This window comes from Acinetobacter genomosp. 33YU (assembly GCF_001990725.1).
GTDB lineage: Bacteria > Pseudomonadota > Gammaproteobacteria > Pseudomonadales > Moraxellaceae > Acinetobacter > Acinetobacter seifertii.
This window is the reverse complement of sequence record NZ_LFZQ01000005.1, coordinates 308,987-323,012: the sequence shown is the minus strand read 5'-3', so window position 1 is coordinate 323,012 and position 14,026 is coordinate 308,987. Positions and strand designations below refer to the sequence as shown.

The 14,026-nt window shown below is 36.0% G+C and carries 11 protein-coding genes; 10 read left to right on the top strand and 1 reads right to left on the bottom strand.

What is annotated here, in order from left to right; translation table 11 throughout:
- The first annotated feature begins 3 nt into the window (after window positions 1-3).
- The 8 genes from terL to AC056_RS06180 all read left to right on the top strand — a co-directional run bounded on the left by terL (window position 4) and on the right by AC056_RS06180 (window position 11,273).
- Window positions 4-1,656, top strand: a complete 1,653-nt coding sequence (gene terL / locus AC056_RS06220; RefSeq protein ID WP_077163040.1) for a phage terminase large subunit — start codon at window positions 4-6, stop codon at window positions 1,654-1,656.
- Window positions 1,657-1,733: 77 nt separating this feature from the next.
- Window positions 1,734-3,947, top strand: a complete 2,214-nt coding sequence (locus AC056_RS06215) for a hypothetical protein (RefSeq protein ID WP_139344624.1) — start codon at window positions 1,734-1,736, stop codon at window positions 3,945-3,947.
- A 74-nt stretch (window positions 3,948-4,021) separates the two neighbouring features.
- Entirely contained in the window at window positions 4,022-4,399 is a 378-nt protein-coding gene (locus AC056_RS06210; RefSeq protein WP_077163038.1) for a hypothetical protein, read from the top strand.
- Window positions 4,396-4,938 carry a glycoside hydrolase family 108 protein gene (locus AC056_RS06205; RefSeq protein WP_077163037.1) on the top strand — a complete coding sequence of 181 codons (543 nt, stop codon included), beginning with the start codon at window positions 4,396-4,398 and terminating at the stop codon, window positions 4,936-4,938. The genes AC056_RS06210 and AC056_RS06205 overlap by 4 nt, the downstream gene beginning before the upstream one ends.
- 737 nt (window positions 4,939-5,675) lie before the next feature.
- The gene (locus AC056_RS06200) at window positions 5,676-7,556 is read left to right on the top strand and encodes a potassium transporter Kup (RefSeq protein WP_077163036.1); all 1,881 of its coding nucleotides are present in this window, start codon (window positions 5,676-5,678) and stop codon (window positions 7,554-7,556) included.
- Between the two features lie 499 nt (window positions 7,557-8,055).
- Complete coding sequence (locus AC056_RS06195) at window positions 8,056-8,994, top strand: AbiJ-NTD4 domain-containing protein (RefSeq protein WP_077163035.1); 939 nt, start codon at window positions 8,056-8,058, stop codon at window positions 8,992-8,994.
- A 443-nt stretch (window positions 8,995-9,437) separates the two neighbouring features.
- Complete coding sequence (locus AC056_RS06190) at window positions 9,438-9,944, top strand: hypothetical protein (RefSeq protein WP_139344623.1); 507 nt, start codon at window positions 9,438-9,440, stop codon at window positions 9,942-9,944.
- A gap of 765 nt (window positions 9,945-10,709) precedes the next feature.
- Window positions 10,710-11,273, top strand: a complete 564-nt coding sequence (locus AC056_RS06180) for a TetR/AcrR family transcriptional regulator (RefSeq protein WP_077163079.1) — start codon at window positions 10,710-10,712, stop codon at window positions 11,271-11,273.
- 133 nt (window positions 11,274-11,406) lie between these two features.
- Here AC056_RS06180 and AC056_RS06175 read toward each other — a convergent pair whose 3' ends face one another.
- Window positions 11,407-12,264: a LysR family transcriptional regulator gene (locus AC056_RS06175; protein WP_077163033.1), complete on the bottom strand. Its 858-nt coding sequence runs from the start codon at window positions 12,262-12,264 to the stop codon at window positions 11,407-11,409.
- A gap of 319 nt (window positions 12,265-12,583) precedes the next feature.
- Between AC056_RS06175 and AC056_RS06170 the strand changes: the two genes are divergently transcribed.
- Together AC056_RS06170 and AC056_RS06165 are read left to right on the top strand one after the other, a co-directional pair.
- Window positions 12,584-13,015 carry a DoxX family protein gene (locus tag AC056_RS06170; RefSeq protein ID WP_077163032.1) on the top strand — a complete coding sequence of 144 codons (432 nt, stop codon included), beginning with the start codon at window positions 12,584-12,586 and terminating at the stop codon, window positions 13,013-13,015.
- A gap of 32 nt (window positions 13,016-13,047) precedes the next feature.
- Window positions 13,048-13,962: a glyoxalase gene (locus AC056_RS06165; RefSeq protein WP_077163031.1), complete on the top strand. Its 915-nt coding sequence runs from the start codon at window positions 13,048-13,050 to the stop codon at window positions 13,960-13,962.
- The last annotated feature ends 64 nt before the right edge of the window (window positions 13,963-14,026 follow it).

Below are 14,026 nucleotides of genomic sequence, written 5' to 3'. Positions count from 1 at the left end.
TTCATGATTAAGGTTAGTTTTGCCGCTTTCTATCTGGTTTATGCAGAGACACTAAACTGGGTTGTGCCCGATTTTCATTTAGACGTCTGTGATTTTCTAGAGGATTACGGCTCGCTCGGCTTATTGATGATGCCGCGTGGACATGGCAAATCTACCATTCTCGATATTTATAACGCTTGGCGTTTATATATTGAACCTAATCATTTAATTCTGCATCAAGGTGCAACAGATCCAGATGCCTACAAAGTTAGTCGCGGTACGGAGCAAGTCTTAGAGCGTCACCCTTTATGTCAGCTTTTCAATATTAAAAAAGAACGTGGCGAGACTCAAAAGTGGTGGGTCACTGGTTCTAATGATGTGCGTCATGGCTCAATTCATGCTCGTGGAATTATGTCTAACGTTACTGGTTCACGTGCTAATGAAATCCAAAATGATGATGTAGAAGTGCCGGGCAACATTGGCACACCTGAAGCTCGTGAAAAGCTGCGTTATCGATTAGGCGAACAAACATTTATTTTAATACCTGGTGGGCAAGAGCTGTATGTAGGAACTCCACACACACATGATTCTCTTTATTCAGAGATCATGCTTAACCCAGATGCCAAATGTCTTATTTTCCGCATGTTTGATAAAGAAAAAAGATTTGAGCAAATCATTCAGGCGGTTGTTGATTTTAAACCAGTCTATATTTTTAGTGGCATTGGCCGCAAATCAAAACTCTTAATTGAAGGCCAAGACTACCAAGTTGCTAAACAAGGTTCTGGGTACTTCATCACCTTTGATGAATCACATTCTCTAATTGATATTTATAGCGAAGCATTGTGGCCTGAGCGATTCACGCCTAAAGAAATGCAAAAGCGTCGCCGTAAGTGCAGAACGCTCAATGAATGGGATTCTCAGTATCAATTACATGCTAAGCCTGTGGGGGATGTACGATTGAGCCCAGACAAAATGATCCCTTATAACTGTGAACCAGTTCTTACACGTGCTAATGGCGTATGGCGAATGACCTTAGGCGAACGTCAAATCGTTGGTATTACTTGTTCATGGGACCCAAGCTCAGGCAAAACTAAGTCTGATGTTTCTGCCGTTGAGTTAGTGTTGCATGACGATCTAGGTAATAAATATTGGCACCGATCAATTGAACTAACTGGTGAAGTCGTTAAGACGGATGAGCAGGGTAATATCATTGGTGGTCAAGTTTGGCAGCTATGTGACCTTATCGAAGAATTCAACATTCCAAAAATCACTATTGAGACAAACGGAATCGGAAACTTTGCACCTGCTTCATTAAAAGGCGCCCTAAAGAAACGCCGTATTCGTTGCGGTATAACAGAACAGCATTCAACACAGTCTAAAAATAAACGCATTCTTGAGGGCTTAGAAGGACCTTTAGTGTCAGGAATGTTATGGGTTCATGTATCGGTAATTGATACAGAAGATGGTGAAAATACATCTAAACAATATAAGCAAATGCAGCAATTCAACCCGGCACTTTCCGATCAAGAAGATGATCATCTTGATTCACTTGCACGTGCTGTCACTGACTCACCTGAGCGAGTCGGAAAATTACACAGAACACTAGAAGCTAATGAGCGGCCTAATTGGAGAACAAATGGTGGAGTCGTAGAAGCCACCTTAGATTTTAACGATTAGGGGTAGGCGCTATGGCAGTACCAGAACAAACGCCATATAAAGAATTTACGGCAAATGGAATAACTACAGTTTTTCCATTGGACTTTGACGTTCTTGAGCAAGATCATTTAATTGTACTTGTAAATGATCTAGAGCCTATTCTTGGGTCTTGGCATCTTGATTCCGCAAATGATTCTGTAGTTTTTAATAAGGCACCTGTATCGGGTGCTAAAATTAAAATTCGCCGAGACACACCAATGTCTCGTTCTTCAGACTATAAAACTTATAATAATTCACTAAGACCTGAACCAGTTAATTTTGACTTTGATAATATTTGGCGAAAACTCCAAGAGATGGGTGTTCTCAACTGGATGATCGACAATAATATTAAAGATTTGAATGAATATGTAGATAGCTTGAATGATGAAACTAAAGCTATTTTCCTTCAAATGATCCAAGAGCAAGGTACATCTTTAGAACAGTTAGATTCTTATGTTGATCAACTTTATCAAAATTTAGCAAATGTAGCAGTGGATAGAGGTTGGTTTGCTGAATTTGTTGCGGATGGGATTGAAAATCAAAAACAGATTAACGATAAAAATATTCAAGAAGTTCAAGATGTATCCGCATTACGTCAGTTAATCGTACGCAAAGATGGGCAACTTGTTCGTACAAACTTTCATACAAAAGAAGGTTTCGGCGGTGGTATCTATCGTTTTGAATTACTTTCAAGCAAAGCTGACAATAATGGTACATACATTGCCTCAACTGCCACAGCTGGTACATGGGTACTACAAGACAATTTGAAGTTTGAGCATTTTGGTGTAACTGATGATGACATTGATCAGTCAACAAAAGTGCAAAAATGCATAGATTATGCATTAGCAAACTCTATTACTTGTTACGGTTTTGAGAAAGCATTCAAATGTCGTATTGATAATACGCTAGTTTTTAATGCTGTTCCAAATCCTCTAGATTGGGGGATGCCCGCTGATCGCACCGAAGTGACGATGAACGGTGCTAGTTTTGTATCGACAGTAAATAATTTAACATACATTCGCATTTTACGTGATCGTGTTGAATTCAAAGATACTTTAGCGATAGACGGCAAAGGATCAACTAGTCAGATCGGCATAGCATTAGGTTATGAAAAAACCGATGATCCGATGGATACTTCTTTGCGTCGATCTGCGTGTTTCATGGTTTTAAATGGATATTTCCCGGCAAATATCGATATCGGTATCAAATCGAATATACCGCGCTCAATTAATGGTTCTGCATACGGCATGTACAATCATAAGGTATTTAATTTCGATGCTCGTCATGTGAATATCGGCTGGTACGCAGATAAAGGATTTGCTGACGATCCTGTTACCAACAAACTAACTCGTACACGTGTGTTTGGTTTCGGTCACATTGACGGCTCATGTTCTTTCTATATGCTAGCTTGTGAGTCATTCAAGTGTTACGGCTATAGTGGCGAACACTTGAAACGTGACGATGCTCGTTTACCCAATGGTAAAGCAGTTGGATGGTATTCACCTGAAAAATCAAATCCAATTGACACTTATCAAAACTCTTATAACTATATCAGCGGTTTCATTGAACAATCATATCGAGAGTATATTAACGAATCCCCGTTTTTCACGTGGGATGTTCAGAGTTGGTTTACTGAAACTTCAAATGATGTGGCGAAACAAGGCGTAGCAGAACTTTCATTGTCAAAAATGGGTATCGGCTCAAATGGTGCCTTCATTGAAAACAAATCTGTTAAAGATTTTCACTTTAAAAATGGCGGATTTAGAACTGCAGTTGTGTCAATTACATCAAATTCACAAGCAAACGCGTCATTACCAGATTTTTACAAAAATAAGGACTTCTACGGGAATGTGCAATGGTTGCCGATGGCAAACGATTTTGAGGATTCCGGTTTACTTATACTGACTGATTTTTTCTATTCAGATGGTGGATTTAGACAGTTCGTATCACAGTACAGAAATGGCGCATGGTCACCATGGGGTGATTTATCTTACAAGTACGGTATTGGTAATAACGATATCTCTATCATAAATAAATCTTTAGATACTTTTAAGTTTGTCAGCGGCGGTGTTCGTTTTGCTCAAGTGACAATAACGGGTGAAGATGAAGTTTCTGGTCGGTCTTGTCCTAACGGCAGTTATTTCTATGGAGCTATTCAATGGATACAGACAAATGAAACTGAGGGTAAGCAGATCGCATATAGTACAGCACCGGGTTCGAATAGTAGCCGATCATATGTGAATGGCACATGGACGAACTGGGTTGATCTTTAATACCCAACAAACCATTGCAAGCCCTAGCTTTAAATAGCTTAGGGCTTTTTTATTAGTATTAAATTGAGAATGTTATGCAAGAAAATGCAATCCCGTGGTTCCTAAAAATTCTCCCAGCAGTTATTGGGGCAATTCTTGCACTTGTCTTAAGTGGCGATATTGACAAGGAAGGAAAAATTAAAATTTCAATGAGTGTTATTACTAAGTTTGTCTGTAGTGTGACGGTTAGTTTATATGGCGGATCTGCGTTTATTGAACATTTTGAATATCTTGATCATTCAACAATGTTTCAAGGCTTTATCATGCTGATTTTTGCAGTGTTTGGGCTGCTTGTTATTGGCATTGTTTATCAGTCAATTGCTTTATTAAAGGGTAAAAGCATGTCAGAAGTTATTGCCGAAGTTAAAGCGGCATTTGTTTCTATTATTGGCGGTAAGGGTGGTAATTCATGAACATTGAACAATACTTAGATGATCTTATTAAGCGTGAAGGTGGGTATGTAAATAATCCTTCTGATCGTGGCGGCGCAACAAAGTACGGTATTACTGAATCAGTGGCTCGTGTTAATGGCTATAAGGGTAATATGAAAGATTTACCTTTAGAAACTGCAAAAGCTATTTATAAAAAACAGTATTGGATAACTCCACGTTTTGATCAAGTCAACTCCATTAGTTCAGCAGTGGCCGAAGAGTTATTAGACACTGGCGTAAACTGCGGTACAGGATTTGCAAAACCACTTTTACAACGAGCCTTGAATCTTTTGAATAACCAAGGTAAAGCAGGGTGGCCTGATTTAACTGTAGATGGTATTTATGGACCAGCTACTTTGAATGGTCTTAAAACCTATTTGGCGAAGCGCGGCAAAGAAGGCGAAAAAGTATTAGTTCGTGTGCTTAATATTATGCAAGGCCAGCGATACATTGAAATTTGTGAGCGTAATCCCACGCAAGAGCAATTCTTTTACGGTTGGATCAATAACCGGATCGCTTAAGTTTATGTGCAAACGTACTAAAGTTGCATCGATCATCACACTGCTGTGCCTCTTATTCTCAGGTTGCACAGCTCACACAATTAATAGTAATGTGAATGTCTCGATTTGTGTGAAGGCTTTGTGATGTCACAAGTTATGATCATGGTTTATGAAGCGGGGAAGGCTGAGCATACGTGCAACCTTCTCGCTGAACTAAATAAAAATAATGAAGTCACAAAAATATATAGCCCGAATGGCAACGAATTGAAGATTAACTTTTTACGTAATGAAGTATACTTTAACAAAATCTAGTGGCAGTTTAGTTGGAAGCAAAATTAGGTCAAAACCTGTGGATAAGTTATTGTTTACGCCAAAGTTTCGCCAAACTATTTTAAGTTATTGTATTTTATATATAATATAGTGCGTTGACATCGTAGAGGTCTCCAGTTCGAGTCTGGATATACCTACCAAGATTCGCTGTTAAATCAGCAATTTAAAAAACCGCCTTAAATGGCGGTTTTTTCTTTTCGGGGTATTAATTCACACCCTAATGTGTATAAGTACGAAAATTAATCAAGTTCAGAATTCAAATACTATGAGAGTAGACTAATTTTTGTGTTTGTAGTCCTCCTTATTATAGGAAGTAATATCTTATTGATTATTAATGCTCTTGATTTTTATATTTTGATCAATGATAGTGGCTATAGGTGTTAGTGCTTTTTAAATAAGAATAATAATTTCATATCAAGGAGATATGGATGAGTTCACATGAGATTGGACGTCAAAAAATGTCTGCAATGACATTGGGTGCTTTAGGGGTAGTTTTTGGTGATATCGGTACTAGCCCACTTTACGCTTTTACCCAATGTTTTCATACATCACATAATGTTCCTATAAATGAAGCGAATGTTCTAGGCATTTTATCATTGATTTTTTGGGCACTGATGATCGTGGTGTCTTTGAAATTTAGTATGTTAATTATGCGTGCTGACAATCAGGGAGAGGGGGGCATTTTAGCTTTATTGGCTCTTAACATGCACAATAAGCAAATTGGGCCTAAAGTGCGCTTTGGGTTAATTACAATTGGTTTGTTTGGTGCTTCATTATTTTTCGGTGATGGCATTATTACTCCCGCTATTTCAGTATTGTCAGCAGTAGAGGGATTGTCCGTAGCAACCCCAATTTTTACACCGTATGTAATACCAATTACGATTGTGATTCTAATTGGATTATTTATGATCCAGAAAAAGGGAACTGGATCAGTAGGCCGTTTTTTTGGACCTATCATGCTACTGTGGTTTTTCTCAATAGGTTTTATTGGCCTATCTCACATTATCAAGAACCCTTATATCTTGAATATGCTTAATCCATATTGGGCTCTTCCTTTCATTGAAAACAATCCCGTGACTGCATTTGTAGTTATGGGAGCAGTTGTATTGACGATCACAGGTGGAGAGGCGCTATATGCGGATATGGGCCATTTTGGTCGTAAGCCAATTCAATTGGCTTGGTTTTTGGTTGCGCTACCATGCTTGGTATTAAACTACGCAGGACAAGGTGCGTTGATTCTGCAAAACCCGCAGGCCATTGAGAATACTTTTTTCATGATGGTACCTAAAATAGCGTTATATCCTATGATTGCTTTAGCAACGGCTGCGACAGTAATTGCCTCTCAGGCAGTTATTTCAGGTGTGTTTTCTATGGCACGTCAAGCTATGCAATTAGGTTATTTACCACGTTTTGCGATTGACCATACCTCTGAATCTGAAATTGGTCAGATTTATATACCAGCATTCAACTGGATGTTACTTGGTATGATTATTAGTTTAGTGCTTATGTTTCAATCTAGCGCTAATCTAGGTTCGGCTTATGGTATTGCAGTAACTTTGACTATGTTTTGCGATACGATTTTAGTTGCTTTCATCATGTATCACTTATGGAAATGGCCTTCGTGGGTCATGTTGTTAATTGCGATACCTTTGCTAATACCAGATCTCCTCTTTATTGCTTCAACTTCACTAAAAATTGTAGATGGCGGCTGGTTCCCATTATTGATGGGTGCAATCACTTTTATAATTATGACAACATGGCGCCGTGGACGTGAATTACTACTGAGCAAGTTGCAAAATGACACTATGCCATTAGATTTATTTATTAAGAGCTTGGAGTCTAGTGCTTATATGGTGAGTGGAACGGCTGTATTTATGACAAGTAGTCCAAAAGTTGTTCCTCATGCTTTATTACATAATTTAAAACATAACAAAATACTTCATGAACGTAATATTTTGATCACTATAAATACTCGCGACATTCCATATGTAGATGAATCAGAACGCATTGATGTCGAAGTGTTAGATAAGCATTTTTTACGTGTTAGTGCTTATTATGGATTTAAAGAGCAGCCAAATGTACCTCAAGCATTAGAACAAGCTTTAACTAAGTTGAATCAACCATATAACATTATGGACACAAGCTTTTTTGTATCACGTGAACGTGTAATTCATAACGTAGGTGAAGGTATTGTTTCATGGCGTGAAAAACTGTTCATTTCTATGCAACTAAATACAAGTCCTGCTAGTGATTTCTTCCAGATACCAGCTAACCGAGTGGTGGAAATGGGAAGCCAAGTAGAGATTTAGGGATGCCTTGATTGATTTTATATATGTGGAAATAAGAGGCTATAAAGGGCTTAATTTTAGAAGATTTAAGCCTTTTTTTATCATTCGAGAACTATTAAAGAGTTTTAATAATTTCATAAGCTTAACACTATTTAATTTTGCTTCTATTAAAGGAAGATTTATATTTAGATACTGTTTTTTAAGCTTTTAGTTCAATATGAACTAGTAAATTTAAGTCTAGAATTGTTTTTTTATTTTACCATTTATGTTGATGTAAGTATTAGTTTTATCATTCTCATTTATTCCCATTCGCTTCAATCATCTTATACGATGAAGTTTGAGTTAAAGTGATGCCAGTCAATAAAGCTTTAAGTACGAGCAATCAAGTGAAACTATGAACTATAAATTAAAGTTTTAGTTTTGTTGCATTTTTGTCTAATATGGTGCGTATATTTAAGAATACATCGGTCTTACTTTGTTTTAGGGTAAGACTTCTTCATTTTTATGGACATATACAGAAATGAAATTATATTCAACAAGGCATTTAGGTTCAAAGCCACGTACAGAAGAAGACATTAGCTACAAACTTTGGAAGGCAATCGTTGCACTACTTGAAAAATTAGAACAAAAAAACTTCTTTTCAGAAGCCTATCCAGAGGGTTGTTGCGATGATTCGTCTATTGTTTGCGGAACAGATATTCATAAGCTAAATACAGAGATTGAACTTCACACTAACCTAAGTTGGCCGTTAAAAATTACAAAAGATAATGAACACTATTGGCAAGATCAAGAACCCTACATTCCGACAAAGTACGAAATCTTTAATCTTTTAGAGCTTCTTTATTATAGAACTTCTACACCCGAAAACGGACAATACCACCCTTATGGTCGTCATTATCACTTACATTTTCCAGCAAATAACAATGCTAAGACAATATTTAGTGATGAGTTAAATAATCTCTTCTCAGCAACAGGATCAATCTATGAGCTTAATCCATCCAATGGTCAAATAGAAAATATTATTGGCGAAGATACCCGAAACCTTATAAGGGACGCTTTAAGCCAAGCATTAATAATGGATACTGAATATTGCGAAATGTTACAAACAGCTTGTTCTAGAATTACAAATGCTAGATTAGATGTAGCTTATGGGGCACTTGAAAAATTATGGGATGCCTACGAACGATTAAAATGCTATTTTGAGCCACAAAATCAAAAACAAAAAAGCTTAGCCATAGATAAAATTATTGAACTCTTTGCAGAAAATACTTTTTTTCAAAACGAAATAAACGAGGAGATGAAAAAACTCACAGTATTAGGTAACAATTTACGAATACGTCATTCAGAAACTTATCAATTTACTTTGAATAATCATAGGCAAATTAATTACCTTTTTAAGCGTTGTTTGGCAATGATAGTACTGATCCAAGAACAGCTCATTGTCTACGGTAATAAATGAGAGTGTAAATATATAGCTGTTAATTCAGCAACAAAAAGCCCATTTCAAAAGTGAGCTTTTTGTTTTTGGGGAACTTTTGGGGGATTTTTACGGAATGAAATATTTTCCTACTGTTAATAACTCGCTCATTTAAATTTAAAAACGATGAAGGCTAAATTTAGTCATAACTCTGATCTAGTCCCAATTTAGTATAAATATTCATTATTTGAAGCGTGTTTCCGAGCGTGTATCTATTGAAATTGATGAGTTTTAGGTTGAAAAGAGGTTCATCAAAATATTACAGAAGTTAAAATAGTGTTGACGCGTAAACCAATTAAGAAAACTCTGTATTGATAGTTGCTTCAGCGCCTAAAAAAATACTGTGATTAAAAGAAAAAGGTTTTTGGTAATAGAAAGTAATGTATATAATGTAGATTTTTAGTTTAGAATATAATATGAATTATATGCGAAATGAATATTTGAAAGCTATATTGGCTCAAATTGTTGTTTTATTGTTGAGTTTAATTTTATTAAATCTTATTTTTCAAGGTTTTTTTGTTGAAAATATTCCACAAAAAAATTGGCTTTATATACTACATGGGAAATTGTTAATTTGGCAAAAGACTGCTTTAATTCTAATATTTTTAGTATTCTTTTTCAGTACTAGCGGACTTGTTAAAGCTGCTTACAATGAAAGTGAGCATCTTTTTCATAGATTGTTTCTAATAGTAGCAATACCAGTTATATATTTATATTCTTCTTTAATTATACAAGTGTTATGCGGTGTTCCATCTATATTCTATTTCAAACCTTCTTTAATTGATTTTTTTAAATATTTTTTTAGCTATAGTGCAGTGGTTATTTTAATTACGTTCTTGCAAAATAAGTATATAGCTTCTCCTAAAGAAAGTTTAATTGTGCACTTAATGAATAAAATTAGAACTTTCTTTAAAGATAAAAAAAATGATTAATGAGATAAGTTTTTATCTAACCTCGCTATATGCGGGGTTTTTTACAATTGTGAATAATGAAAAAACTCCTTAAAAAATGATGATAAAACTAAGGAAAAGCGCATTTTGGTTCGAAAATACATGAGTAGTCAATTGTTTCCCAACCAAATCAAAGTGGGTACGACGTTTAACCATTATTTATCCTTCCTTTTTAATGATCTAATTTAAAACAAATGTCATTTTGTGTGCTTGACTGCAACAGGGTTGGGCACTATTCTTTGCCTGCTGGCCACATTGCCAGCCGGCTTTGACAGGCTGAATATTATCTCCCGCATCAGAGCTTTTCCTTCTGAGGAATAGTTTTGTGTGTGGTGTGCCACTCGTCTCTTTCCCGTAGCGGTAGGACGGGAGAGGGACACCCTCGGGTGTGCTAGTTTGAGATAATACTAGTCTGTCAACCTTCTTCCGTTCTGCCACCATAATTCTATAAATGTCTGGCAGAACTCCCCATAAAAAGGAGTTGGCTTTGCACATCCATTATTTCTTGGCCGCCGTTGCCAAAAGCTATAACGACACCACTTAAAAATTTAAAGCAGCTTGATCACCTTTAGGGTTTTTAGGCTTTCAGTCATTACGGCTCAAAAAACTTGCATCAACAATAAAACTTGAGATGTGCCAAGCACAGTCTTTATGGCTTTGCTATGCCTTTTTTACAGCTTTAAAAAAGTGAAAGGCTTTTATATCTCATTTATATACAACAAAAATTTAATTTATAACGGTAAAACTATGCCAAATTTAACTCTCCCAGCACGTGCTGTAAAAGTTATAAATAACGGGATTCAGGTATTTCATCACGGTGGGTTTCACACAGTCGGTGTCGACAAAATCGTGAAAGAAACTGAAATAACAAGAATGACGTTTTATAACTACTTTCACTCTAAAGAGCGGTTTATTGATATTTGCCTCGTTGTACAAAAAGAACGGCTCCAAGACCAAGTCATTGAAATGGTCGAATATGACCATGCCACAAGCGCGTTAGATAAACTTAAGAAACTATATTATCTACATAGTGATATAGAAGGGCCATATTACCTATTATTTAAAGCCATTTTTGAAACTAAAAATAGCTATCCAAACGCGTACCTAACCGCCGTGAGGTACAGAACATGGCTCACCAATGAAATTTATAGTCAGCTTAGATTAGTTAAAACCGATGTTTCATTTACCGATGCCAAACTCTTTTTATATATGATTGAAGGTGGAATTATTCAACTTTTAGGTTCTGATGGAGCAGACGACAAAGAGCAGATGCTTGAATATTTTCTGCGGGCTCTAACTTATAACAAATAAACTTTATAGCTTTGTATGACTGAAAAAGCCCTAAATTAAAGTAATTTAAGGCTTTTTAGGGCAGAGCTAAATAGAGTCCTTGGTAAATGTAGATAAAGAAAAAGAGTAATTTAGCGGCTAAAGTTTTATTAATTTAATGATAATTTGAAAAATGCTGCTTTAAAGAATTTAAAAAAAGTTCAACCTTCTTTGGAACTCTTGATCCATAAGGTGTGGTTGCATAAAAATAAAGATCAGAGTTTAAAAGAGTTTTTGAATAATTAATAATAACACCCTTATCTTCATATTTTTTTGCTAAAAAGTCAGGTGCAAATAAAATACCCTGATTTCTCTTACAAAGTTCTAAAAGAATTTCTATATTATTACATGTCAATTTTGGTATTGAGTTAATAATATTATTTTTTAAGTCATCTTTAGAATATAGTAAAATGCTATGCTCTCTAAGCTCTTCTATATTTTTCGGTTTTCCATATTTATTTAAATATGCGTCTGTTGCATAAAAGCTTCTTTTATATGTGTTTAAAATAAAAGTATTTTGCTCTTCAATATTTTCCTCAACTTTTAAAATCACATCAAACTTATGAGGATTGATATGAGTGGATTGTTCTGAAAACATAAGATCAATTTCAATATGAGGATATTTGATTAGAAAATTAGAAATGACATCTGAAAAGCACGTTTGGATAAAGGCATGTGGAGCACTAATTTTGAGTAAGCCTTCAGGGTACTTCTGGTCGTATACAAAGTCATGAGCGGCTAAATCTAACTCTTTTACAATCACTTTGCATCGCTCATAGAACTTTTCTCCAGAGCGAGTCAGGTCCATCTTTCGGGTGTTGCGTATAAATAATGATGTATTAAATAGACTTTCTAAATAAAAAATTCTTTTTGAAACTTGATCTCTCGTAATGCCTAGATTTCTAGAAGCATGACTAAAATTTCCATTCTCTACCACACTTATAAAAGTATTAATACAGTCTATTTTATCCATCAAATTTTAAAGGCTAAATGATCTTGCCGCTAAATTATATGAGGAATATCTGTATATCAATCATTGTATCTTTTTAGAATACAGTTTGTATTTAAATAAATATCTAGTAGTTTACACGGATTTTTGATTTTATATATCGTAAGTTATTTGGTTTTTTAAAGGTTAATAAAATATTTAAAACTATTTAAATTATCTTATTTTTATAAAGATAATTTTATAAATTAGATCATGAATATTGTGTATTTTATAAACTTTTATTAATGCATGAAACTTATATTTTTTAAATATTAAAACTATGAGATTTCAAAAAGGTAAATAGATGAGTGACTTGATTAATAATAACCCAGTATGGGTAAAAAAGATCTTATCAATTCATGGATTGCTTCCGCTACTTCGACTTGCACTCGTTTCAGCTTATTTAGTGGGGGGAATTAATAAATTCATCGGATTTCATGCGGCTATTGAAGAGCAGGCGAGTTTTGGTTTACAGCCTGCTTGGCTTTGGGCAGCTACCGCTATTTTTATTGAAATTGTTGGTTCACTGCTGGTGATTTTTAATCATTTTGTCTGGTTAGGAGCAGGGGCTTTAGGCTGTCTAACCGCAGTCGCGATGCTGGTTGCAAACGATTTTTGGAATCATACAGGCTCAGCATTTTTTAGTACGTTTAATAGTTTCTTCGAACATCTTGGGCTCATCGCTGCGTTGGTGATGGTCACCATTCTTTCTAATCAATCTTCAAAATCACAATAAGTTTAAGCATCTCATTTAAACAGGAGCATTTTATGCGTAAATCATTATCAGCATTGCTTTTAAGCACCATGTTAGTGGGCACAAATGTTGCCCTAGTTCCTCAAGTTTTTGCCAAAACAACAACAAGTATAAAAAGTGAGGCGCCCGGTGTAGCCCCCCAATACGATACAACGCATGTTTATGTAAACCCTGAAGACTTTGACAAATTTACCGATAGCTTAGTCGCAACATTCGGTGGCACCAAGTCGAAACAAGGTGTTTTCCAAGTCACACCAACCCCGAGCCAGACGATGTCTCAGCTTGTACTGACCCCAGTAGGTACATTGTCTGTATTTGGTTTTAAAACCCCAATTCCATATCCGTTTGGTTTGGAAAGAACAGGCTATTTAGTCAAAGACATGGATGCAGCAGTGCAGGCTGCCAAAGCAAATGGGGCAGATGTCATTGTAGACGCTTTCCCAGACCCAATTGGGCGTGATGCGATTGTCCAATGGCCGGGCGGTGTAAATATGCAGCTCTATTGGCACAAGACTAAGCCTAACTATAACCAGTTAGAGACTGTTCCAGAAAACCGTATTTATGTTTCAAAACAAAGTGCCGACTCGTTTGTTAAGAAGTTCGTGAGTTTCTCGCACGGTAAAGTCGTTTCCGACAACCCTAAAGCCGCAGGGATAGAAATTGGTCGCCCAAATGAAACGTATAGACGTATTCGCGTTGAGTCTGACTTCGGCAAAATGACAGTGTTCGTGACCAATGGTCATCTTCCTTATCCGTATGGGCGCGATATGACGGGTTATGAAGTTAAAAACTTATCTGAAACTTTAGATAAAGCCACAAAAGCAGGTGCATCTGTTTTGGTGAATGCTTATAAGTCGGATGGTCGTGAGTCAGCAATGGTGCAGTTCCCAGGCGGTTATATCGCTGAAATTCATGCGTCTATCAAATAATTTATAGCCTAAATGATTGATTGAAATTTGCACTCATATTGCCTAAGAACAATGTGAGTGCAAA